Origin of the sequence: Hydrogenophaga sp. YM1, assembly GCF_016903055.1 — a bacterium.
Taxonomy (GTDB): Bacteria; Pseudomonadota; Gammaproteobacteria; order Burkholderiales; family Burkholderiaceae_C; genus Hydrogenophaga; species Hydrogenophaga borbori.
Map to the genome: position 1 here is coordinate 4,332,216 of NZ_CP070223.1, position 23,571 is coordinate 4,355,786.

Here is a 23,571-nt window from a genome sequence, read left to right on the forward strand (position 1 = left end):
TCGGGATTTCTCGACGAAGGCCCTCCACCACCCGAAGTCCCTCCACGTCCTGGAGCCTCACCCATGAGCACACTCGCCATCATTTACCACAGCGCCCACGGCCACACCGAACACATCGCCCGCCTGGTGCGCATCGGCGCGCAGGAGGTCGGCGGCGTCGACGCCCGCCTCGTCAAGGCCGACGACATCGCGCGCACGCCCGACGATCTGATCGGCTACGACGGTTTCATCTTCGGTTCGCCGACCTACCTGGGCGGCGTATCCGCCCCGTTCAAGGATTTCATGGATTCGACCGGCCGCCTCTGGCGCACGCAGCAACTCAGGGGAAAGCTCGCCGCGGGCTTCACCGTGTCCTCGCTGCCGTCGGGGGACAAGCAGTCGACCCTGCTGTCGATGTTCGTCTTCAGCATGCAGCACGGCATGCTGTGGATGGGCAACCCGATCCTGCCCGAGCAGCACAGCGGCGTGCCCTACGACGAGGCCGCCAACCGGCTGGGCTCCTGGTCGGGGCTGATGGCCCAGGCCGGCCACTCGGCCCCGGCAGACGCCTTCGTGCCCGGCGACATCAAGACCGCGCGACTGTTTGGCCGACACTTCGCCCAGAGCCTGAACCGCGTGGCGGTGCCGGCCTGAGCGCTGTCCCCCATGGAGACCCCTCGATGCTTCCCGCGAAATACGCCCCGCTTCTCTTCGGCTTCATCCTGTCGGGCCTCATGTCCCTGCTGGTGTCCGGCATCTCCACCTACCGGGCCGTCGGCTTCGTTCAGGGCTTCGCTGGCCTATGGACCAGCGCCTGGCTGACCGCCTGGGTGGTGGCGTTTCCCGTGGTGCTGGTCATGGCGCCGCTCGCGCGCCGCGCCGTGGCCTGGCTCGTCGACAGCCGACCGTGAGGCGCCGCGCCATACTGGCGCCAGCCGCACCCGCAGGCAGCGGCCCGGCCCTCAGTCCGCCCCCAGCCCCACCGGATTCGGCAAGCGCTTCTCCACCGCAAACCGCAGCAGCGCCGCCGTGCGGAACACACCGTGCGCGAACTTGCCATACGGCAGCGTGGCGAACAGCGCCATCACCGCGCCCAGGTGCGCGCACAGCAACACGGTCATCGCGGGCGTGCCGCGCCCCCACCAGAGCAGCAGGCCCGTCAGCGCGGTGAGGAACAGCAGCGCGATGAAGCCCAAATCCATGGGCTTGTGCGCCCGGTCGCCATGCGCGGGATCGCGCCGGCGGTTCAGGCGCCACAGGCCCGCCGTGCCCAGCATCAGCATCGCACCGCCCGCGCCACCCAGCAGCTTGGGCAGGCTGGGCAGGTCGTAGGGCGCGACCCAGCCGAACAGGTAGTGGTACAGCGTACCCACACTGGTGGCTGCGAAGCACAACAGGAAGCCGTAGAAGCTGAGGTGGTGGAAACGCCGCCGCGACAGGGTGTAGGCGTCGTCCTCGTTGGGGCAGCCCTCGCCGTGGCCGCCGTCCAGGTACTTCAGGCGCAGCACGTCGTGCGTGGCCTCGGCGGCGGCGGGGGCCGCCACATCCACCCCCCCGGTCACCGGTTTGATGTCGCGCCAGAAGCGGCGCACGCCCATGCCGAGCGCGAAGACCACGAAGGCGAACACCGGCAGGAAGATGCCCACGAGCAGTTGGTGCGGGAAGACGCGGTAGAAGTCGCCGCGTGGCGCGCCGGCCCACAGCGAGCCCTGCAAGGCCGCGGCCAGCAGCAGGAACAGCGCCAGGCCCAGCGCCAGTGCCACCGACAGCACGAGGCCATTGCGCTGGTAGAGCCGGCCCAGCGCGGGCGGCCAGGCGTAGTCGGCGTAGGTCTGGCCGCGCACCTGGGCCATGGCCTTGGGGACGTTGATCGCGAAGTCGTGCGGCGGCGCGTACTGGCAGGCGTGCAGGCAGGCGCCGCAGTTGTGGCAGAGGTTGGCCAGGAAGTGCACGTCGGCCTTGGGGAATTCGAGCCGGCGCGTCATGGCCGGGAAGACCGCGCAGAAGCCCTCGCAGTAGCGGCAGGCGTTGCAGATCTGGAGCTGGCGCGCGACCTCGGCCTCCGGGCCCGTGGCCGGCACGGCCTCACCCTGAGCCAGGGCGCGCGCGTCGCGCGTGAGGGCTTCAAGCGACTGCATGTCGCGCTCCCTTTTTCATGGCGGCGGCGGCCGCGTTCGTGCCCGCGATGCGCCCGAAGGCGGTGCCGATGGACATGCCCACGCCGGCCGTGTAGCCCTTGCCCAGCACGTTGCCGGCCATCATCTCGCCGGCCACGAAGAGGTTCTCGCTGGCCCGGTCATGGAAGCGCACGGCGGCGGTGTCGTCGGTCTTGAGGCCCAGGTAGGTGAAGGTGACGCCGGGGCGCAGTGCGTAGCCATAGAACGGGGCCGTGTCGATGGGCCGGGCCCAGTGCGTCTTGGCGGGCGACACGCCCTCGGTGTGGCAATCGTCGAGGGCGGCGTGGTCGAAATGGCCGACACGGCAGGCGGCGTTGTACTGGCTCAGGGTCTGCATGAAGGTGGTCTCGTCCAGGCCGAGCCGGCGCGCGAGTTCGGGCAGGCTGTCGGCCTTTGCGCCGGGGAACACGGGCGGCATGAAGCGGCCGATGGCCTGGCTGTCGATGATGGAATAGGCGATCTGCCCCGGCTGCTGGGCCACCAGCCGGCCCCAGATGGCGTAGCGCTTGGGCCAGAAGTCCTCGCCCTCGTCGTAGAAGCGGTGCGCCTCGCGGTTGACGACCACGCCCAGCGAGACGCAATCGATGCGCGTGCAGATGCCGCCGTCGTACAGCGGGGCCCGCGCGTCGATGGCAACCATGTGGGCCTGCGTCGGGTCACCGACACGGTCGGCGCGGTGGTCGTCGAGCATGTGCCTGAGCAGAACGCCCTGGTTGAAGGCGGTGCCGCGGATGAGGAAGTTGTCGGCCGGCCATTCACCGCGCCCGTTCTGGCCCCAGGCCTCGCGCAGCCAGTCGCGATTGGACTCGAAGCCACCGGCCGCCAGCACGCAGGCACGCGCGGCGATGCGTTCGCCACCGCGCAGGTGGGCGGCGACGAAGCGGCCGTCCTCGAGCTCGAGGCGCTCGACGGGCGCTTCGTATCGCACCGTCACGCCCAGGCGCTCGGCGCTGCGGTAGTAGGCGTTGACCAGCGCCTTGCCGCCGCCCATGAAGAAGGCGTTGGTGCGCGCCACGTGCAGCGCGCCCGAGAGCGGCGGCTGGAAGTGCACGCCGTGGCGGCGCATCCAGTCGCGGCAAGTCGACGACGCGCGGATGGTCAGGCGCGCGAGGTGTTCGTTGGTGATGCCGCCGGTGACCTTGAGCAGGTCCTGCCAGAACTCCTCTTCGGGGTAGGCGTCGACCAGCACGTCCTGCGGCGCGTCGTGCATGCAGCGCAGGTTGCGCGTGTGGGCGGAATTGCCGCCGCGCCAGGCGCGCGGCGCGGCTTCGAGCAGCAGCACGCTGGCGCCCGCTTCGCGCGCCATGAGCGCGGCACACAGGGCGGCGTTGCCACCGCCGATGACCAGGACATCGGGTTCCAAACCAGCCTCGCGGGAAAGCCGCCAGCGGCCTTCCGCCGGCGATGGCCGCACTCTAGGCTGGTGCCGCTTCGCCGGGAAGCGGGCGCCTGGCATGGGGGTATCAGTCTTTGTGAAGCCTGTCTGGCGACCAGAGGCGCGTGCCGGGCCAGGCACCGCACCCGATGAGGCGCTTGACGCAGTCCACCACCACCACGCGCGTGGCCAGGGCGGCGGGCGAGAGCTCGTCCTCGCTCAAGCTGCACAGCAGGTTGGTGCGGCGCACCTGGGCGTCGTCGATGAGCGAGAGGCGCAGGCGCTGCTGCGCATCGGGGACGCCGTGCACGGCGGCGTAGGGCTGCAGGCTGCTGCCCAGGCCGGCGTCCACGGCGGCCATCACCATGGACAAGGAGTCCACCTCCATCACCACCTGGGGGCGGATGCCGGCACGCGCGAAGGCGGCGTCGAGCGTCAGGCGAAGGCCGTGCGGGTGCGTGGGCAGGATCAGGGGCTCGTCGCCGAGGTCGGCGAGCGCCAGGCGCTTGCGTCGCCGCCGCCTGGCCTGCGTGACAAGGAAGATGTCCTCGGTGAACAGGGGCTGGCGGTCCATCAAGCGGTCCCCCGGCACGGGGCCACCTTGTCCCGCGCGCGGATCGAACAGCACGGCGAGGTCGAGCTCGCGCGCTTTGAGCTGGGCCGCGAGATGGCCGGACATGCCCTCCACCAGGTGCAGGCGCACGTCGGGGTAGCGCTCGCGCATGGCCTGCATCAGCGGCAGGCCCAGCACGGCCGCCGTGGTGGGCGCCAGGCCCACGCTGACGGAGCCCGACAGGCGCGCGGCCTGCGCGGCGCGCACGGCCTGCTCGGCGTGGCGCAGGGTGAGCTTGGCCTCGCGGAAGAAGGCCATGCCGGCCTCGGTGGGCAACACGCCGCGCGGCGTGCGCTGCAGCAGGCGCGTGCTGAGCTCGCTTTCCAGCCGGCTGATCTGCTGGCTCAGCGCGGACTGGACCATGTCGAGTTCCGCCGCCGCGCGGCTCATGGCGCCGAGCTCGACGATGCGGACGAAGTAGCGCAGTTGCCTCAGTTCCATGGGTGCCTCTCGTGGGCGCCGCTGGCCAGGCCACAGGCAGCGGTCACCACGCCGCGCATTGTCGGGGAGGCACCGGCTGGACGGCTCAGAGCGACAGTCTTTTGAAGAGGCGCTCGGGAATCGACCGGATGACCAACATCACGCCCCACCAGTACCACGGCGCGTAAACGACATCGCGTCGCCTGGCCACCCCGCGGAGAATGGCACGGGCGATGGCGTCCGGGGGACTCCAAAGCGGCCCCTTCTTGTCAAAGGCGGCCGTCATCGGCGTGTCCACGAACCCAGGCTTGATCGTCAGCACCTGGACGCCGGACGGGTGCAAGCGGTTGCGCACGCCTTGCAGGAACGTCGACACCGCGCTTTTCGCGGTGCCGTACACGTAGTTGGACTGCCGGCCACGTTCGCCGGCCACCGAACCGAGAACGACCATCGAGCCGTGCCGTTGCGCTTCGAACCGGTTGGCCAGGTGCGTGAGCAGTGAGATGACGCTGATGGCGTTGGTGTTCAGTTCCTGGAGCGCGATCCGGACGTCTTGCTCACAGGCCTTTTGATCCCCCAGCGTGCCGTGGGCGATGAGGGCCACGTCAAGCCCCCCCAGCGCGCCGGCGGCGGCGTCGATCACCTCGGCATGCCGTGCCAGGTCGTTCACGTCCAGGGCAGCACAGGCGACCGATCGAGCGCCACGGACCCTCAGATCGTCCGCGACCTCGTGCAGATGGTCCACGTCGCGCCCGACCAGGTAGAGCGCATGGCCTTCGCACGCCCACAGGCGCGCGGTCGCCTTCGCTATGGCCGATGTCGCACCGATGATCAAGATCCTGCTCATGTTTCGAGGACTGGGGATGAACGTGCAGGGCGTTGCGGGGCCGGGCGCATCGCTCAGGCCAGACCCAGCCGACGGGACTGGGCCGACATGAATTTGCCATGGGCGTGCCAGCGTGCGCGCACCTCCTCGAACGCCTGCCACCGTGGGTACCCCGCCTTGAATGTGGCTTCGCTCATCCGAGCGTCCTTGGCGAGATAGAGTCGCCCGCCGAGCGCGGTGACGATGCCGTCCAAGCCGTCGAGCAGTTCGAAGACGGGCCCTTCCGCCTTGAAATCCACCGCCAGCGAGTACCCCTTCATGGGAAAGCTCAACGGATTGGCGTTCGCGTCGCCAAACAGTTTCAGGACGGCGAGGAAGGCGCCCCGTTCGGACTGGCCAATGCGTTGGAGTATGTCCCGCAATCCGGTCGCGCCCGCCGCCTTGGGCAGCACCAACTGGTACTGCAGGAATCCCGGTCGGCCATACCAGCCGCTCCACCCGGCCATCGCATCCAATGGCGCAAAGAATGACTCGAACGGCTTTCGTTTCGTTTGCGCCCGCGCGCGTGCCCGCCGGTAATACGTGGCATTGAACGCCCTGGCCACCGAGCGATTGAGCAGGCCCGAAGGCATTTCAACGGGAACGCCAGGGGCCTTGACCTGCCGGGCCACCAGCGGGCCATCAGCGCACGGCTCAGCCGTCACCAGAATGGAGCGCCCCAGGCTGGCGCCGCGCGCCATGCAGTCGATCCAGGCGACCGAGTAGGCGCTTGCGGCATGCGCATCAAATGCCTCGAGCACGGCGTCGAGGCTGGGTGCCTTGATCCGTGTCTCCAGGACATCGCTGGCGGCGATTCGCTTGAGCCGCAACACGGCGGACACGATGACGCCGGTCAGCCCCATCCCGCCACAGGTGGCATGGAACAGCTCGGCCTTGTCCGATGGGGAAGCACCGACACACTCCCCATTCCCCAAAAGAATCTGAAGGGACGCCACATGCGCGCTGAACGTGCCATCGCGGTGGTGGTTCTTTCCATGAACGTCACTGGCAATGGCACCGCCCACGGTGATGAAGCGTGTGCCGGGCATGACCGGCAGGAACCAGCCACGGGGGACAAAGGTTCGCAGAATGTCGTCCAGCGAAGTGCCCGCGGCGCAGGACAGCAAACCCGTCGCCGGATCAAAGGCATGAAGCTGATCCAGGTAGCGTGTTGAAAGAACCCGTGGTCCCAGCGCGCTGTCGCCGTAGCTGCGGCCTCGTCCGCGCGCAATGAGTGGCAGGGCGTCGGGCACCGCACGCAGGCACTGCTGTCTCGACAAGGGCTCGACCACCCGGGCTTCCTGCCTCGGATAGCGACCCCAGCCGTGCAACTCCATCAGGCTGCCCCGGCCACAACGCATTCGTGGTTCAGCCAGGCGGCGCGCCTCTCCGACCCGACAGCCATGGCGCGGCCGAAGGCCCGGATGAGGCCATCACCAACACATTGCATGAATGGACTCGAACAGATGTCAGGGGAAATGCATTGACGCCAGATGTCTCGAAATAGCATTGCAATTGAGAGGTGGCGTAGACGCATTCTGTCGATGCTACCATGCGCGCCGCCTAGCCCAATCGCTGGCACAGAGAACTCACGCGGGCTTTCCAAACATTAGTCAACGATCGATCGACACCACGATGAAATGAAAGCCCGAATATTCTCTTTCGCCGTGCCGGTGTTTGGAACGCTGTTCGTTTTGGCTTATTTGCTCGATGTGATCTATGCACCGTCCATGCGCGGGCTCGATCTGTCCTGGCATGCGATGCTGGTGTACGCCCACGAGAACCGGCTTCAACACGGCAGCCAGATCCTATTCAACTACGGACCTTTGTCCTTTATTGAATCGGCCATTTACTCCGTATCATCCCATCAGGAGAAGCTGCTCTACCGGGCCGTCTACCTGCTGATCCTGGGCATTGCTTGTTTCTCGGTACTGCGCATCCGGAGTGCCTGGGCCCTTCTGGCCTGGTGTGGCCTGACCCTGCACCTGCTGATGTGGCGGGATGTGTACCTGCTCCTGCCGGCCCTGCTGCTGTGTCACCATGAGTGCCGCAGGCAGCCAGGTCATTCGGCGCAACTCGCGCTGTCCGTTCTGCTCGCATTCGGCGCGGCGTTTGCCTGCCTGGTGAAGGCGAATGCCCTGTTCTTCACCGTGCCCGCCATTGCCCTGGCGAGCCTCTACCGCTTCAGCGTGCGGGACTACAGGCCCGTCGTCCCCGTGTGTTTCGGCTTGTCTCTGGTCTTGCTGTTCTGGCTGTCCGGCCAGCAGGTCTCAGGCTTCGCCGACTTTGTGCGCGGCTATGTGGATGTCTCGCTGGCCTACAACGCGGATATGGGACTGCCCGCGCCGTTTGCACTGCACGGTGCCTTCATCGTTGGCGCGGCGGTCCTGGTCGCGACGACCCTGCGCATGACCCATGCCGCCAGCACAGTGCTGGGCCTCCTCACGCTGGGGTATCTGCTGGTCGCCTACAAGATGGGCTTTGTTCGGCATGGCGCCCACCCCGGCAACGCGTTTCTCGCGCTGGCCTTCGTATGCCTGGTCCAACTCTGGAGTCCCAGCGTCGACCGCATGACCCGCAACCAGCGGCGCGTGATCGGGGCAGTGGCCGTTGCAGCGGCCTCGCTGGTCACCTACATCACGGCATCGCTGTACCAGGGAGGGTTCATCAATGGGTATGTCCACACCGTGGAGGACCGCATCCGCCGCGTGGTGGACCCCGGCTACGAGACCCTACTGAACGCCGAACTGGGCCGCCGCCAGGCGATGGCGGTCGCGCAGGCGCGCTCGGCCATTCCGTTTGCCGATGTCGAAGGTCCCATCGATGTCTTCCCCTTCGAGTTCAGTCTGGCGTACGCGTCCGGGTTGCCGATCGCCACACGGCCCGCCTTTCAGTCCTATTTCGCGACCAGCCGCCATATGTCCGAGCGCAACGCGGACTTCCTCGCCAGCCCGCAGGCGCCGCGGTCGGTGGTGTTCAGCGTCGAGCCCATCGATGGCCGCTACGCCGCGCTGGAAGATCCGCTCACCCTGGGTGCCTACCGCCGGCACTACCGGCTGGACCGGCAGGCACCGAACGCCCTGCTGTTGACGCGCCGTGCGTCGCCGCTGGCCCAGTCCGAGGTGTGCCGCACGTCCGACGTGGAATTCGATCAGCCCGTGCTGGTTCCCTGGGTGGGTCCGGATCAAGCGGTCTGGGCCGAGATCGAGGTCGCCAGCACCTGGCTCGGGCGGATCCTGGGCGTGCTGACCGGCCCCCCCGCTCTTCGCATGACGATGGCCACCCCGACGGGAAGTGCCGACTTCCGGTACCTGCGCGAGGCGGGCCAGACCGGCTTCCTGTTGTCACCCGCCCTGGTCTCCACCGAAGCAGCGGCGCGCTTCTTCAATGCCGAGAGCCGCCCGGAAGACCGGGTCCTCGGCCTGTCGATCCAGGCGCCCAGCGGTCCCATCCCTTGGTTTGACCCGGAGCTGTCGGTCAAGCTGTGCGTGCGGTCCTGGGATTCGGCACCCCCGACGGGCCCATGACAGCTGGCCTGACGCGGCCCTGCCGCACGGCATGGGCACTCACGGCGGCGGCTGCCAGCCGCCCCCCAGCGCCGCCACCAAGGCCATGCTCGCCGCCAGCCGCTGGGCCCGCACGTCCAGTGCGGCACGGCGCGCCGACAGCGCCAGGTTCTGCGCGGTGGCCACCTCCAGGAAGCTGATCTCGCCGGCCTCGTAGCGGTAGCCGACCACGCGCTCGTTCTCGTTGGCCAGTTCCACCAGACGCGCCTGCTGGCGCTCCTGCTCGGCCAGGGTGGCGAGCTGCGCGAGCGCGTCCTCGGTCTCGCGCACGGCGGCGAGCACGCCCGCGCGCCAGGCCGCGGCCTGCTCGTCGTAGGCGGCGGTGAACAGGGCCTCATTGGCGCGGCGCGCACCGCCGTCGAACAGCGTGGCCGCGAGGCGCGGGCCCAGCGACCACACGCGCGAGGGCGTGTCGAGCCAGCGGGCGAAGCTCGACGCCTGCCAGCCGGCGCTGGCCGACAGCGTGAGGTCCGGCAGCCAGGCCGTCTGCGCGATGCCGAGGCGCGCGTGCGCGGCGGCGAGTTGGCGCTCGGCGGCGGCCAGGTCGGGGCGGCGGCGCAGCAGTTCGGCGGGCAGCGCGGCGGGCACCGGCGGCACGGCGGGCAAGGCGCCTTCCCGCGCCGCCACGGGAAAGTCCGTGGGCGTGGCACCGGCCAGCAGCGCGAGCGCATTGGCCTCGAGCGCGCGCTGGCGCTGGAGGGTGAAGGCCTGCGTGCGCAGGGATTGCAGCTGCGTGTCGGCCTGGATGACGTCGGCGCGCGCGACCAGGCCGGCCTCGTACTGCAGGCGCGTGATCTGCAGCGAGCGCGTGTAGGCGACATCGGCCTCGGCCTGCAGCGCCAACTGGGCGTCGAGCGCGCGCAGGCGAACGTAGCCTTGCGCGGCGGCCAGTTGCAAGGCCAGGCGCCCGGCGTCCAGCAGCGCGGCCTGGGCGTCGGCGCCGGCCGCAGCGGCCTCGCGCTCGCGCGCGACGCGGCCCCAGAGGTCGGGCGTCCACGACAGATCCAGGCCGGCGTCGTAGAGGCGGCGCGTGCCGGCGCTGGCGCCGCTGCTGGTGGCACCGCCGCCGCTGCGCGTGACCGACGCGCCCGCACCGAGCTGCGGCAGCGCCAGCGCGCGCGCCGCGTCCACCTGCGACAGGGCCTGGCGCCAGCGCGCCTCGGCCTGCGCGAGCTCTGGATTGGCCTCGGCCACGCGGCGCAACAGGGCGTCGAGTTCGGGGTCGCCGTAAGCGCGCCACCACTCGGGGGCGATGGGCTCGCGCGGCCCGGCCGGCGCGGCCTCGGCGTTGGCGTTGGTGTGGCGGAAGCTGGCGGGCAGCTCGATGCGAGGCGCGGGCGCCTCGCGGCCGCCGCTGGCGCAGGCCGCCAGGAACAGCGGCAGCGCCGCGAGCGCGAGACGGCGGGGCAAGGAAGCGGACAGGGGCAACAAGGGCATGGCGTCAGGCGGTGGTGGCGGCGGGCGCGGTGGGTGGGCCCCGGCGCGCGCGCAGCCGTTCCAGCATCAGGTAGACCACGGGCGTGGTGTAGAGCGTGAGCAGCTGGCTCATGGCCAGGCCGCCGATGATGGCAATGCCCAGCGGGCGGCGCAGTTCCGAGCCTTCGCCCAGGCCCAGCACCAGCGGCACCGCACCCAACAGCGCCGCCAGGTTGGTCATGAGGATGGGGCGCAGGCGGCGCAGCGCGGCCTCGTGGATGGCGTCGCGCGGCGCCAGGCCGCGCTGGCGCTGCGCGGCGAGGGCGAAGTCGATCATCAATATGGCGTTCTTCATCACCACGCCGATCAGCAGGAACAGGCCCAGCAGCGCGATCAGGCTGAACTCGGTGTCCGAGATCCGCAGCGCCAGCAGCGCGCCCACGCCAGCCGAGGGCAGGGTGGACAGGATGGTCAGCGGGTGCAGCAGGCTTTCGTAGAGCATGCCCAGCACCAGGTAGACGGTGACCAGCACGGCCAGGATCAGCCAGGGCTGGCGCTTGAGCGTGGCCTGCAGGCTGTTCGGGTCGCCCGCGCGCTCGCCGGTGGAGATGCTGGTGGGCAGCAGCAGGCCGTTGACGGCGCGCTCGATGGCCGCCTGCGCCTGCTGCAGGCTCACGCCCGGCGCCAGGCCGTAGCTGATGCCGGCGGAGGCGAACTGCGCGTCGTGCTGCACGCGGTCGCGCGTGAGGCCATAGCGCCAGGTGGCGATGGCGCTGAGCGGCACGCGCTGGCCCGCGCCGTTGAGCAGTTGCACCTCTTCCAGCGCGCTCGGCTCGCTGTTGCCGCGCGGGTCGGCCTCCATGACCACGCGGTACTGGTTCAGGGCGTCGTACAGCGTGGCCACCTGGCGCTGCGAGAAGGCGTTGTTGAGCGCGGTGGTCACCGTGTCCATGCCCACGCCCAGGCGGCGCGCGGCCTCGCGGTCCACCTGCAGCACCACCTGCTGCGCGTCCTCGCCAGCGCCGAAGTCCACGCCGGCCAGCTCGGGCAACGCGCGCAGCGCCTCGCCCACCGGGCGCGTCCACTGGCGCAGGTCGGCCAGCGAATCGGAGCGCATGACGAACAGGTACTCGCCGTCGCCGCCGCCGCTGGCCAGCCGGATGTCCTGATCGACCGACACGAACAGGATGCCGCCGGCGATGGGCGGCGCGGCGGCGCGCAGGCGCGCGACCACGGCCGAGGCCGGCTCGCCGCGCTCGGCCAGGGGCTTGAGGCGGATGCGGAACCAGGAATTGCTGGTGCCGGTGCGCCCGCCGCTGACACCGGTGACGTCGGCCACGGCCGGGTCGGCCACCAGCAGGCGGCGGTAGGCCTCCACCTTGGGCTGCATGCCCTGGAAGGAGAAACCGTCGTCGCCGCGCACGAAGCCGCTGAGCTGGCCGGTGTCCTGTTGCGGCAGCATGCCCTTGGGGATGGCCACGTAGAGCCAGACGTTGAGCGCCACCGTGCCCACGAGCAGCAGCAGGGTGAGCCAGTGGTGGCGCAGCGCGAAGGCCAGGCTGCGCGCGTAGCCGGCCTGCACGTCGGCCAGCGCGGTGGCGATGAGGCGCGCCAGCGGGCCCGGCGCGCGCGTGCGCGGGCCGGCCGGCAGGCCATGCGCACACAGCGCCGGCGTGAGCGTGACCGACACGGCCAGCGAGATCAGCATGGCCGCCACCAGGGTGAGGGAGAACTCGCGGAACAGGCGCTCCACCACGCCGCCCATGAACAGGGTGGAGACGAAGACCACGATCAGCGCGCCGTTCATGGCGAGCAGGGTGAAGCCGACTTCGCCCGCGCCGGTGAAGGCGGCGCGCCAGACGGTGCGCCGGCCGATCTCGCGCCGGCCGGTGGCGGCCAGAGCGGCGCGCGCGCGCTCGAGGTGGCGCTGGATGTTCTCCAGCACCACGATGGCGTCGTCCACCACCAGGCCGGCGGCCACGATCAAGGCCATCACCGACAGGTTGTTGAGCGAGAAGCCCAGCCACCACATGGCCGCCAGCGCGCCGACCAGCGACACCGGCAGGGCCAGCGCGGGAATCGGCTTCGGAGCCCAGGCAATCGCTGCGTAGATACAGCGATTTCGAGATGCGTTAATCAGGATTCGCAGGCGTTGTTCAATCAGATCAACGACTTGGCGCATCTCTGTTGTGACATCAATTAGTGCCTGTCAGTGACCACAGCACTTCAGATGTCACAAACTCGCTGCAAAAACCTCAAAGGCTTACCCAGCGGTACACCTACAGGGTATGACCATAGCCCATCCTGAATGGCAGCGATCACCACATCAGAATAACCATGCGATGCAAATGGTTATCTGCAAGAACGCAAATGCCGTTCGTCGCCCGCCCGGGTACTAGTTTTTGAAAGCACAGGATTCTGCACATTTTCCTTCGGAAATAATAAGAACAGTTCACACGCCCTACTCAATTCCGGCAGAAAACTAAACTCACGCGCAAGTCGTTGATTGTAAAAGAGATATCGTAATTACAATTTTGACAGCATCTGGCCCAAGGGCGGTTTGGCGGGAGCCCCATCCCTCGCATATCTTGTAGGGAGCTGACGCGCGAACCTCCTCATCAGGACGACCAGATTGGACTGTGATGGATTTCACGCGACAGCCATTGAATGGTCGCGAGTCGAATCCTCTGATGGGCAGGGATAAGGCGAGCGACAAACAACAGTCGCGAGCTCCCTGAGTGTCACACCCTGGATTCCTGAAAGCCGTTCCCAGTCCACAAGACGAATTCTTTCTAAGCCTGCCACCCGAACTCGATGGGCTTGCCAAACGGCTGCTCGGTTGCATTGATGTACCGCCTGATCAGCCCAATTTCAGCCAGGCAATGTATGCCATGGCTGGCGCACTAGTGGCCTACGCTCAAGAACACGAATTTTATCGGGACGCGGAGGTCCGCCAATTCGAACTGACGAACCAATTGGCCGCATACGCCAAGCGCCAGATCCCACTGGATGGAACGCCGCTCGCGCACATGACCGGGCGCTTGGGCACTCACGGGAGTTGGGCCCTGTGCACAGAGCTGGATCCTCGCTGCCTTGAGATCCCTGTCGCGCTCGGCGCGGAGCTCGCGCTGGCACTGGCACAGGGCCGACGCCTGCAGGTGGACTACCTGAAGCTGCTGCGACGCGACCTGAAGAAGATTCCCGCGCCTGGTCACGAGGGACCAGAGACGGCAGCCGATCTTCGCGCCCTGGGCGTCGGCAAATACTGGCGCAAGGCCTTCGCAGGTAAGGTCAAGCGACTGCAAGCCATCGTGGCCCAGCGCCTCGGTAGGCGAGCGCCCACCCACTTCAAATTGTCAGAGGTTGGGGAGGAGCACAAGACCCATATCCGTGCCACCGCGCTAAGCGCCAACGTCAAGGATCGCGCAGGTGTACGCAACCACCGCCAGTTGACGCCGGCTCAAATGGCCATTTACCAAGCCGACTTGCGCGCGCGCTTGGCGGTGCAGTCCCCCGGCACCATCGTCGAGGCCATCTCTCTGCTCACCGGATTGAGCGCGCGTGGCGCCATGACGCTGGCGATCGGTGAAGAGGCGCTGCACGGCGAGTTGCTCACGCTGGATCTGAAGCGCGGCGGCCTGCACGTCGCGATCAACCACCTCGTGGACCGTGAGCATTGGGACGTAGACCCGGGCCAGATCTATCTGGCGGTTCAGGCGAGCTACTTCGTGCCTTGGCCCGTCGAGCTCCTGTCACCCCTGCGTGACCGTGCCAGGTCAACTCGCATGGAGGCCGATGCCTGGCAGCCAGTGATTCGCGTCGTCGACCTCCTTCCCCAGGTCGACCGTGATCACCAAGTCACGGCAGGTGCGTCGGCCATTTCTGTCGAGGAGCCAGATGCCCGTGGGTTCACGCCGACCGCCGCTCGCGCCCGAAACACCTTTCCGACGCAGGCAAGGGAATCAGGGATGAAGGCCATGCACAGGGCCAACTCGATGCTGCGACTGGACCAGGTGGGACACGCTCGGCCTTGGTACGTGCGGGTTGACAACGACGATCTCGTCGCTGACTGGTGCAGGTTTCTTACGGGCGAAGGTTGGTCCACCGAGCCTCAACAGCCCGCGCCTGGGCGGGCTTCCGGCACGCCATTCCTTCTTCGGGACCATTCGCTGCAGGCCATCTGGGGCTACTACGTTCAGCGCGTGGACGGCTGCCCGAAAGGCAGGCGCATGTCATTGTCAACCGTCATCGACGTTCACAACGCCTATCTCACGGGAATGCTGTTCCCACGCGGCGCGAGCGCCGGTGTAGCGATTGCCGACGAGGAGGAGCTCCAAGATGACGAGAGCGACGACGAGGACTCGCCCGAGATCGAGTCGCCCATGGATCTCTTGTTCCAGCGACTGCCTGCATCCGTCGGCCTGACATTTGCGCTGTCCGAGGACGAGAAGAAGCTGCGAGTGACAGTCTCCGGGGGCAGATACGAGCGAACCCCCGCAGAGGTTCTCGCCGACGGTGGCGCTGAGGAAGGCGCGCAGCGCAAGCGAGCCGGCCCGGGCTGGGCATGGAAGCGACGCCCACTGCCCGCGCAGGGTGGTGAGGAGTCGGTGGAATTCGCCACGACCATTGGCCGGCACAGGCAGCTGGTCTTCGACGGTCGCGCAAGCGTCCAACTGTTCATGCGGCGAGCCCGGGGGGTCCTGATTGCCACGGTTTCGCTGGTGAACGAGCGCCAGACCGAGGAAGACAGCCCAGTGGATGTCGAAGACATCCTTTTCCAGATCGCCATGCGATGCGCACCGGAGCGTGGCGTTCCGGCCTATCCCGATGCGCCCAGCATCAGCATGGACGCGGAGGCCGAGGAACTCGCGCTCCAGTACCGATCTCGGCCGACGCACGCCGTCGGCCATGGCTGCAGCGCAGCCTGGCCGACAGCTCGTAACGAGGCAGTGGACTGGGTGGCTATCGACCACGTTCCTTCGGTTGAGGTCCCTCCTGTGACCACGCGGATCGACGGGCTTCCCGGAGCGGCGGAGGCGGCCCTGTCGATGGTCAATCTGCAGAAAGAGGACTTCGACCCGGCCCCGGGGATCCGCAGCCTAATCGCTGCCTACAAGGCATGGCGCGACGCGCTCCATGTAACAAGGGTCGCGGAACGCTTTGACGCCCCCAAGCGAAGGGTCATCGCGCGGTTGGATGCGGTCATATCACGCTTGGAAGATGGCGCCGGTCTCCTGGCAGCTGACGCGCTTGCGCTCCGGGTTTTCCGTCAGGCCAACCGGGCGATGCTGCTGAACCTTGCCCGAGCGGCTGCCAACGAGAACCGCTTGCCGACACAGCCCTTTCTGGATGTCGACACGTCAGCCTTGGATGAGGGCGCCTTCACTTGGCGTCCTTTCCAGCTGACATTCTTCCTTATCTCGTTGAGAGGCCTGTGGAATCCCGAGCACGCGGATCGCTCGGTGGTCGACCTGATCTGGTTCCCGACCGGCGGCGGCAAGACGGAGGCGTACCTTGCCGTTGCTGCGTTCGAGATGATCCGTCGGCGTCTCGTGGAAGGCGATCGTGGCGCTGGAACAGCGGTGATCAAGCGCTACACCCTGCGGCTGCTCACGATCCAGCAGTTCGAGCGCGCTGGCGGCCTAATCTGCTCGCTGGAGACCTTGCGCAGGGCCGGCGCCATCGGGGGCGCACCGTTCAGCCTGGGACTATGGGTCGGGCAGGACTCCTCGCCGAACAGCGATCGCGAAGCCGTCGCGGACCTCGAGAAGATCCTGTCCACGGTGGGCCGGGTCGAAGGCACGAGGATGCCTCTAAAGCGCTGTCCAGTCTGCGCGACTCCTATCGTCCCGCCGAGCAAGGGCGAAGGATCCGATGGCGTTGGCCTCCGGCAGGAAGGAGGCCGCGTCAAGGTGTTCTGCCCAAACGCGGATTGCTCGTTCCATGGCGGACTTCCTATCGACTACGTCGACGATCGTCTGTACGAATCGCCCCCGACGATGTTGCTCGGGACGGTCGACAAGTTCGCGATGCTTGCCTGGCGAGATGACGCGCGAGCGTTCTTCGGCGTCGGGCGCGACTGCGCGCCGCCATCCCTGGTGATACAGGACGAGCTTCACCTGATCGCCGGCCCGCTCGGCACGATCGCGGGAATCTACGAGGCGGCGATAGACACGGTCATCACCAAACTGGGGCGGCCAGCCAAGTACATATGTGCCACCGCGACCATAAGGCGCGCCGACGACCAGATCAGAAAACTGTACGGGCGCGACGCGGCGCTGTTCCCGCCGCCGGGGCTCGATGCGGCGGACTCGTTCTTCTCCCGCTCGCAGACGGGCAAGGCGGGCCGGCTGTACGTCGGGGCCATGGGGCAGGGGCACACGCCCACCTTCTCGAACGTCATCGTCTCGACCGCGCTGCTGGCCGCCGGTGGAGCGGCAAGGGCGAAGTTCCAGGAAAAGGCGGACACCTACTGGACCCTCGTCGCGTACCACAACAGCAAGCGGGAGTTGGGCAAGACATTGTCACTGGCGCGGGACGACGTTCCGGCGCGGCTGCGCGCGCTGGGGGAGAACAGGCAGCTGAAGCCGAACGGCGTAAAGGAGCTATCGGCAAATCTCAGGGACTCCGAGATCCCCGAGGCGCTGCATCACTTGAGCGTTGGCCTGCCTGACCCAGCGACGCTGGACTTCGTCGCCTGCACGAACATGCTCTCGGTCGGTGTGGACGTCAAGCGGCTCGGCCTGATGCTGGTCAACGGTCAGCCGAAGACCGTGTCCGAGTACATCCAGGCGTCCAGCCGCGTCGGGCGAGACAGCGCGCGCCCCCCGGGGATCGTGCTGGCGCTCTTCTCGCCGTCGAAGCCGCGTGACAGATCCCACTACGAGTTCTTTCGGTCCTTCCATCCTGCGTACTACCGTCATGTGGAGCCGACGAGCGTCACGCCGTTCGCCCTGCCAGCTCAGGATCGCGGGCTGCACGGCGCATTCCTCGCGCTCGTGCGCATGGTGTCGACGCTGCACGACAACAGGCATGCGTCGCGGATCAGCTCGGCCGAGCACGAAATCCGTGCACTCGCGAGCGACTTCCTGCGGCGGGTAGCGGCAGCCGCCGACGGAGACCCGGCCGAGAGTGCAGCATGCATGGATCGATTCATCGGTGACTGGTGCGACAGAGCGGCTCGGTGGGGTGCCAATCTGCGCTTCCAGAGCGGAGGGAGGCAGAACCACCCGCTCATCAGGCCGTTCCGCGCGCCGGGCGAAGGCTGGGAGACCCTTCAGTCGTTGAGGCATGTCGACACTCCTCTGAGGCTCGTCGTGCCCATACAGCAAGCAGGAAACGCGGGCAATTCCGCGGGGGTGGTGCAGCGATGAAGCGAGAGATCCGGTCCAGCGCGGTGGCTGGCGTTGCAGGGGTTGGTGCAATCGTCGACGTCGGCAAGGAGTCCTTCGTCGTCCCGGGCATTGACACGTGGCGACAGGGGCAACTTCGGATCGTCGAGCTGAAGCGCCTGTCCGCCCGGCTGCACAAGGCGCTAAAGGCCCCGACCGAGGAGAACCCCAGCCTGATGGTGCGCAGGTTCCCGAGGGCCATGTTCTGCGAGAAGTGCCGGAAGGTGACGTACTGGAAGGTCGAGATGGAGAAGCCGGACAGCGAGCCGATCTGTCCGGAGGCCGCGTGCGGAGGTCCGCTAGTTGCGATGCGCTTCGTCGCCGCCTGCGATCGCGGACACCTCGACGATGTCGACTGGCGGTACTGGGCCCACAGCGGACCTCGCGGAAACCGGGGATGCAGGATTCCTGACGCCATATCTTTCAAGGTGGTGCCCGGCGCAGCGACCGCCGGCTTGGCATCGATCATGGTGTCCTGCAAGTGCGGGAGCTACAGGACCCTGGAGGATCTGGGCAACAAGTCGCTTGTCAAGGAAGTCTTCGGTTCCTGCAGCGGCAGGCACCCCTGGCGCTTCGGCCAGCGTGATGAGTGCAATGCCGATGTCGTCGTGCTGCAGCGGGGAGCGACCAACCTCCACTATCCGAGCACCGTGTCCGCGCTGGACATCCCGGGCGATGCGGTCGAAGTTCCGGCAGCCGAGTTCGCCGCTCAGGTGAGGGCCCATCCGAAATACCAGCGCATCGTCGAGTTGCTCAGGAGCGCTGATGACGGCGCCCGCGAACTGGTCGAGAGCCTGACCGAGCTGGTCGCGAACGCGGTCGGATGCGATGTCGCCGTCGCGCACCAGATCGCCCGTGCAGACGCGGAAGGCCGGCCCATCGAAGGCGCCGCAGAGGCGCAATCGGGTCCGATCGACCAGGCGCAGCTGCTGGACGAGGAGTGGAGGACACTTAAGGCCGCTCTGCGTTCCGGCGAGATCGTCGGTCCGACATTCGCGGCCGTGGCGGAGGAACTCGCCGCGAGCGCGCCACCGTGGATGAAGCGACTGGTCAAAGGAGTGCTCCTGCTCCGGCGGCTGCGCGAGGTAAGGGCGTACCTCGGGTTCCACCGGGTCGAGCCCGGGGACCTAGACGCCATGGTCAAGCCCGACGTCGGTGCGCCGCAGCCTTGGCTTCCCGCGGCCGAGACCTATGGCGAAGGCATCCTGCTGGAACTGGACAGCGATCTCCTGCAGCGCTGGCGCGCTGCAATCCCCGCTGCAGAGACGGCGGAACTGGTTGAACTAGAGAGCAAGCGCACGGCCGAGAACTTCTGGTTCCTGCCCAAGGTCGATCCGGCCTTCATCGCGATGCACACGCTTTCGCATCTACTGCTGAGGCGCATCACCTTTGAGTGCGGATACTCGTCCTCGTCGCTACGCGAGCGCCTGTACTTCAATGCCGATCAGGGGCACGCGGGCATCATGATCTACACGGCGGACGGCGACTCCGAAGGCTCCCTGGGTGGTCTCGTGCGCCAAGGGCGACGCGACCGACTGGCGCAATCGATCGCTGAAGCCGTGGACCAGGGGCGTTGGTGCTCCTCGGACCCGGTCTGTTCGGAGACCGCTGGGCAGGGACTGGGCGGCTTCAACCGCGCTGCATGCCACGCCTGTAGCCTTGTATCAGAGACCAGCTGCACACATGCAAACACGCTGCTCGATCGACGGACGCTGTTCGACGAGGGCTGGGGGCTGCTTGCCATGGCGGAGCGCGCGTGAGACTGCCGAGGATCCGTGATCTCACCGAGGAACAGAAGCGCGTCTATCTGTACGCGCCGACGGACAAGCATGTCCTCGTCCAGGGCCCCCCAGGCACCGGCAAGACGCTGATCGCCTGCCTGCGGGCGAAGGAGCTGGGCAAGAGGGGCTCGCCCTACGTGCTTGGCATGTTCAATCGGGTCCTAGCCAAGTATTCGTCCAATGCGTCAGGCGAAGGGGATATGCAGTCGCAGACGCTAGTGATCTGGTTCAGGAAATGGTGGCAGCGGTCGGGTCTGCCCCCCAACAACTCGGTGGGCGGCCAGATCCTGATCCAAGCGCCGTTCGAAGACAACGACAAGCTGAGGCAGGCCGGAGCGACATGGTCCAAGAACGCCTGGCGGCCCTGGGGCCGACGGCCCGGCGCGTGGCAGATATCTGCCGAGCAGTACTTCGCGTCGCCAGAAGCCTTTGGAAAGTGGACGCTTTGGCACGAGCCGCCGATCGTGGACGGCAATGCGTACCGGATTGCCTGGGACGAGGTGGCAAAGCACATCCTGCAGCACGAGGACTCGATTCCGGACGACGCCCTCGATATCGGCACGCTGCTCATCGACGAAGGGCAGGACTTTCCGCCCGGCTTCTACAAGACGCTGCAGGTTATGTGTGCTATCGCGGGTTCTCGCAAGGGGAGGATCAAGCATCCGCCCAGATGCTTCGTTCTCGCCGACGAGAACCAGCAGATCACGGAAGACAACTCGACACTGGAGGAGATCGCCACGGCGTTGAAAGTTGCCGCCGAGCACCGATACACGCTACTGGACAACTTCCGCAACTCCAGGGAGATCGCCGAGCTTGCGCGATCCTTCTTCAACGATGTCGGAGTTCTTCCTAGACTGCCTTCGAGGTCCTCCGAGCGGCCGGTCTTCAGCATGCTGCGCTCGAGAGCGCAGGCGGTGGAACGGATCCGGAACTGGGTTCGCAACAACCCGGGCAAGGAGACCGGTGTGCTCGTGTTCGACGAGGGCACGCGCGATGCTCTGACGCGCGAGTTGACGACCGCGCTGCAAGGCACGAAGGGGCGATCGATCACCGTGCAGACCTACTCGTGGAAGTCCCGCGACCAGAACCCGGTGGCCAACCTGCAGTTCGACGTGGGCGATGTCGTCACCGTGCTGAACATGCAGAGCTGCAAGGGTCTCGAGTTCGATGCAGTGATGATCGTCGGGCTGCGCGAGGCAAGGGTAGGTCTGTACGGTCTCGACAGGTTCAGGATGCAGATGTTCGTGGGGGTATCGCGAGCCCGTGAGTGGGTTCACTTGGCTGACTTCGACATCGGAGGTGCGCCGCCCCCCTACACCAGTTGTTTGCCCGGTCCGGAAGTGCTTGAACGTGAGGGCTTCGCCGGGAACGGCTCATCGGCCATGACTCCGTCCCAACCTGTCGCGACCTCGGACGGTGCAGCACATGCGTCCGAGGTCGCCAAGCGCGTGCCGAAGGAGGACTGGCGAAAGGCGCTCGCGCGCGTGGTCCGGAGCGAGTCGCTGGTCGTCGACGATCGCAGCGAGAATGGCGGTGCCATATGGGTAGAGGGCGATCTGCGGCTCCAAGGCAAGCTCAAGCCATTAGGATTCGCCTACTCGGAAAAGCGCGCAGCCTGGTGGAGAAAGCCTTGAAGGAAGAAGATACGGTGCCGTGTGGTGCACAGGCATCTGGCGCCCAGCAGCCCTCTGGCGGCTCCATCGGGAGTCGCCGAGCCTTCTTCCCGTGCAATCGCGAGGACGCTCTGCTTCTGCTGGGAGGGCTATGCATCTCGCACTGGTTCCCCGAGCGGACAGTGCGCTTGCCTGTCGACGCTTCGGGCGTCGTCGTCGTGTCTCAAGGTCTCCGGGAAGAGGAAGGCGCACTCATCTGCGGCGCTGCCCCAGAGCGGTTCCCGCTGCTCATCGAGCTCGATGGCGAACCGGACGCAACCTCGCCAAGGATCATCCGACTTGTCGACGTGCTTCGTCTCGTGTTTCGGAGTCAGGACGAGGCCGACGCGTTCCGGTATCGCCCTGTCGAGGAGTTCGACCCAGTTGACCTTGCCTGGAGCGTCGAGCCCGAGCTGTTCGGCTTGCCGGGTGACGCTCGTTTCATGCTCCGAAATCCTGAAGATAGTCCCGCCGTAGCGATAGGGCGACTCGCGGACCGCATCGTTGCGGCCGTCTTCACGTTGCTCGAGGTGGGTAACCGGCACGAAGCCGCCCGAGAACCGATCCTCGGTTTCGTCCGGGGGAGCGGGCACGGTTCAGTTCAGCAGGAGCCTGACCTTCAGGCCCTCCTTCGACATCTGAGCCAAGGCCTGCACCCGCCGGTCCTGCAGCTTGTCGATGCCGTACTTGCCGCGTTCGCCGGATCGGAAGGCCGCTCTTCGCGCGAGATCGTCGAATCGATGGCCCGAAAATTCAAAGCACTCTCAAAGCCCGAGGATCGGGTCGGCGAGGTGGCCGGGCGGTGGCTCGATGTAGCCAGGGATGTCGGACGAGGTCAGATCGAACTGAACGGGGACCTGTTATCCGACGAGAGGTCGATCCTGCTCCGGGCTGCGCTGCTTGGCGCGTTTGCGGACGACGCCGCGGCGCTCCTGACGTTCCTGAATGCGGAGAAGCCGGCGGGGCCGCGCGTCGCGGCAACTGCGTCGTTCCTAGTCGGTCTGAAGGTCGGAGTGATCGGGGACTCGTGGGACAACAAGCGGCGCTTGGTGGACAAGCTGTCCGCGGCGATTGCTGCACTCCTGCGAGCATGGCCGGAAGTCGTGAATGGCGAGGCCCCGCTCGTACGCGCGACTGAGCGCTGCGGCGATGCCGAGATCGTCCAAGTCCTCTCGATCGGTGACGTGGTCCTTGCCGAGTGGAAGACCCCTCGCGCCGCGGAGATGGACCCCATCCAGCAGGCTTGGCTCGAGCAACTGATGCGGGCCGGATACGAGGTGGCAGGGTCGGGAGCGAATCCACGTTCGTGGCTGGTTCGACTACCTTCGGCGGAGCACACGGTGGAAGTCCTGCATGCCGAAGCAGGAAACCCACCAAGACGGTTCCCAGTTCTGCGTTTCCACTTCGCCGAGGGCGAGAAGCTGAGGAAAGGGAAGGACATCGCCGCATCGTTCGAGGCTGGAGGTCGCCTCTGGTACGCGCGCCAGGACACCACCAAGAGATGGTTCCTGTCGTGCGAGGTTCCCTCGCTGCCTGTCGGCGACGACATGAAGCTCGTCGCCGATGCCCTGGAGGCTGCGGTCCAGCTCTGCGTTGCGCCTGCCAAGGCGCCGCGAAAGGCCCGCCCCAAAGGGGCAGCGACAAAGGTAGCCCGTGCCAAGGATGCACAGCCTTGAGCGGTCTCCCGCCCGCCCGACGAGCGGGCTCTGGTTGGCCCTGTGGTGCGAGCCTGTTCGCCGCCTTAAGCGGGCGACGACGCGGAGTCGCGGGATGAGCAGCGGAGCACGGCAAGGAGGACGACGATGAGCGACGACTTCTTCCCGCGGCCCATTCTGAACTCCCCCTATGCCGCTCCCACGCGGCTCTGGGAGCTGGATGCCACCGGCCAGTCCACCCAGCGCATCGTCGAGTCCCGCCGCCCGGCCGAGTTCATCATGCCCATCCCGAAACTGAAGAAGCAGAAAGTCGCCGGCAAGCAGGAGTCGCTGCTCTTCGACGAGGGGCTGTCGACCCAGAACACGCAGTATCACTCGGCCATCATCAACGGCGTGCGCGCCGAAGTCGACAAGTGGCGAGCGCTTCGCAACCCGGCCGACTGGAGCTTCTTCGTCCGCCATGCCTACTTCCTGGGCGCCAGCGATCCGTACAAGGCGCTGAAGACGACGCTGAAGGCCGAGATCGACGTCGATGCGTGGGCCACGCTCAACATCAACACCTCGAGTCCGTTCGGCAAGCCCTAGTCTGGCCGCATCGCAGTCAAAGTGATCAACCACCTCGGGGACGAGGTGATGAAGGTGTTCAAGGTCGCCTGAACTGGCGACAAGTCCCACGGGAGG

Annotated in this window: 14 protein-coding genes and 1 pseudogene; 8 read left to right on the forward strand and 7 right to left on the reverse strand. The window is 67.0% G+C overall.

Annotated features, from left to right (window positions below; translation table 11 throughout):
- Positions 1–63 precede the first annotated feature (63 nt).
- The gene (locus JNX00_RS20385; RefSeq protein ID WP_204743509.1) at positions 64–633 is read left to right on the forward strand and encodes a flavodoxin family protein; all 570 of its coding nucleotides are present in this window, start codon (positions 64–66) and stop codon (positions 631–633) included.
- A 26-nt stretch (positions 634–659) separates the two neighbouring features.
- Positions 660–890 carry a DUF2798 domain-containing protein gene (locus tag JNX00_RS20390; RefSeq protein ID WP_204743510.1) on the forward strand — a complete coding sequence of 77 codons (231 nt, stop codon included), beginning with the start codon at positions 660–662 and terminating at the stop codon, positions 888–890.
- Between the two features lie 51 nt (positions 891–941).
- On the opposite strand, the gene tcuB is transcribed toward JNX00_RS20390, so the two are convergent.
- The 5 genes from tcuB to JNX00_RS20415 form a co-directional block, all read right to left on the reverse strand.
- Positions 942–2,117 (reverse strand): tricarballylate utilization 4Fe-4S protein TcuB, encoded by a 1,176-nt coding sequence (gene tcuB, locus JNX00_RS20395; RefSeq protein ID WP_204743511.1) that lies wholly within the window; start codon positions 2,115–2,117, stop codon positions 942–944.
- Entirely contained in the window at positions 2,104–3,519 is a 1,416-nt protein-coding gene (tcuA, locus tag JNX00_RS20400) for an FAD-dependent tricarballylate dehydrogenase TcuA (RefSeq protein ID WP_204743512.1), read from the reverse strand. The genes tcuB and tcuA overlap by 14 nt, the downstream gene beginning before the upstream one ends.
- A 100-nt stretch (positions 3,520–3,619) precedes the next feature.
- Positions 3,620–4,585, reverse strand: a complete 966-nt coding sequence (locus JNX00_RS20405; protein ID WP_204743513.1) for a LysR substrate-binding domain-containing protein — start codon at positions 4,583–4,585, stop codon at positions 3,620–3,622.
- Positions 4,586–4,670: 85 nt separating this feature from the next.
- Positions 4,671–5,411 carry an SDR family oxidoreductase gene (locus JNX00_RS20410; protein WP_204743514.1) on the reverse strand — a complete coding sequence of 247 codons (741 nt, stop codon included), beginning with the start codon at positions 5,409–5,411 and terminating at the stop codon, positions 4,671–4,673.
- A gap of 53 nt (positions 5,412–5,464) precedes the next feature.
- Positions 5,465–6,766, reverse strand: coding sequence for an FAD-binding oxidoreductase (locus JNX00_RS20415; protein WP_204743515.1), 1,302 nt, complete (start codon positions 6,764–6,766; stop codon positions 5,465–5,467).
- Positions 6,767–7,069: 303 nt separating this feature from the next.
- On the opposite strand from JNX00_RS20415, the gene JNX00_RS20420 reads away from it, so the two are divergent.
- Complete coding sequence (locus tag JNX00_RS20420) at positions 7,070–8,956, forward strand: hypothetical protein (RefSeq protein ID WP_204743516.1); 1,887 nt, start codon at positions 7,070–7,072, stop codon at positions 8,954–8,956.
- Between the two features lie 39 nt (positions 8,957–8,995).
- Here the strand turns inward: JNX00_RS20420 and JNX00_RS20425 are convergent, their stop codons facing one another.
- A complete protein-coding gene (locus JNX00_RS20425; protein WP_204743517.1) occupies positions 8,996–10,432 on the reverse strand; it encodes an efflux transporter outer membrane subunit in 1,437 nt (478 codons plus the stop codon).
- A gap of 4 nt (positions 10,433–10,436) precedes the next feature.
- The gene (locus JNX00_RS20430) at positions 10,437–12,593 is read right to left on the reverse strand and encodes an efflux RND transporter permease subunit (protein ID WP_345774092.1); all 2,157 of its coding nucleotides are present in this window, start codon (positions 12,591–12,593) and stop codon (positions 10,437–10,439) included.
- A gap of 556 nt (positions 12,594–13,149) precedes the next feature.
- On the opposite strand from JNX00_RS20430, the gene JNX00_RS20435 reads away from it, so the two are divergent.
- The 5 genes and pseudogenes from JNX00_RS20435 (at position 13,150) to JNX00_RS22435 (ending at position 23,547) form a co-directional block, all read left to right on the forward strand.
- Positions 13,150–17,784, forward strand: a complete 4,635-nt coding sequence (locus tag JNX00_RS20435) for a DEAD/DEAH box helicase (protein WP_204743518.1) — start codon at positions 13,150–13,152, stop codon at positions 17,782–17,784.
- Positions 17,781–19,562 (forward strand): DUF1998 domain-containing protein, encoded by a 1,782-nt coding sequence (locus JNX00_RS20440; RefSeq protein ID WP_204743519.1) that lies wholly within the window; start codon positions 17,781–17,783, stop codon positions 19,560–19,562. Before JNX00_RS20435 ends, JNX00_RS20440 begins: the two co-directional genes overlap by 4 nt.
- The gene (locus JNX00_RS20445) at positions 19,559–21,217 is read left to right on the forward strand and encodes an ATP-binding domain-containing protein (protein ID WP_204743520.1); all 1,659 of its coding nucleotides are present in this window, start codon (positions 19,559–19,561) and stop codon (positions 21,215–21,217) included. Before JNX00_RS20440 ends, JNX00_RS20445 begins: the two co-directional genes overlap by 4 nt.
- On the forward strand, positions 21,214–22,911 hold the full coding sequence (locus JNX00_RS20450; protein ID WP_204743521.1) for a hypothetical protein: 1,698 nt from the start codon (positions 21,214–21,216) through the stop codon (positions 22,909–22,911). Before JNX00_RS20445 ends, JNX00_RS20450 begins: the two co-directional genes overlap by 4 nt.
- 126 nt (positions 22,912–23,037) lie before the next feature.
- Positions 23,038–23,547 (forward strand): annotated as a pseudogene (locus JNX00_RS22435) (hypothetical protein).
- Positions 23,548–23,571 lie beyond the last annotated feature (24 nt).

Bases quoted from the DNA above. Each gene is read 5' to 3' on its own strand.
- JNX00_RS20385 (WP_204743509.1), top strand. From the start codon at position 64: ATGAGCACACTCGCCATCATTTACCACAGCGCCCACGGCCACACCGAA.
- JNX00_RS20390 (WP_204743510.1), top strand. From the start codon at position 660: ATGCTTCCCGCGAAATACGCCCCGCTTCTCTTCGGCTTCATCCTGTCG.
- tcuB (WP_204743511.1), bottom strand. From the start codon at position 2,117: ATGCAGTCGCTTGAAGCCCTCACGCGCGACGCGCGCGCCCTGGCTCAG.
- JNX00_RS20405 (WP_204743513.1), bottom strand. From the start codon at position 4,585: ATGGAACTGAGGCAACTGCGCTACTTCGTCCGCATCGTCGAGCTCGGC.
- JNX00_RS20410 (WP_204743514.1), bottom strand. From the start codon at position 5,411: ATGAGCAGGATCTTGATCATCGGTGCGACATCGGCCATAGCGAAGGCG.
- JNX00_RS20415 (WP_204743515.1), bottom strand. From the start codon at position 6,766: ATGGAGTTGCACGGCTGGGGTCGCTATCCGAGGCAGGAAGCCCGGGTG.
- JNX00_RS20420 (WP_204743516.1), top strand. From the start codon at position 7,070: ATGAAAGCCCGAATATTCTCTTTCGCCGTGCCGGTGTTTGGAACGCTG.
- JNX00_RS20425 (WP_204743517.1), bottom strand. From the start codon at position 10,432: ATGCCCTTGTTGCCCCTGTCCGCTTCCTTGCCCCGCCGTCTCGCGCTC.
- JNX00_RS20430 (WP_345774092.1), bottom strand. From the start codon at position 12,593: ATGCGCCAAGTCGTTGATCTGATTGAACAACGCCTGCGAATCCTGATT.
- JNX00_RS20440 (WP_204743519.1), top strand. From the start codon at position 17,781: ATGAAGCGAGAGATCCGGTCCAGCGCGGTGGCTGGCGTTGCAGGGGTT.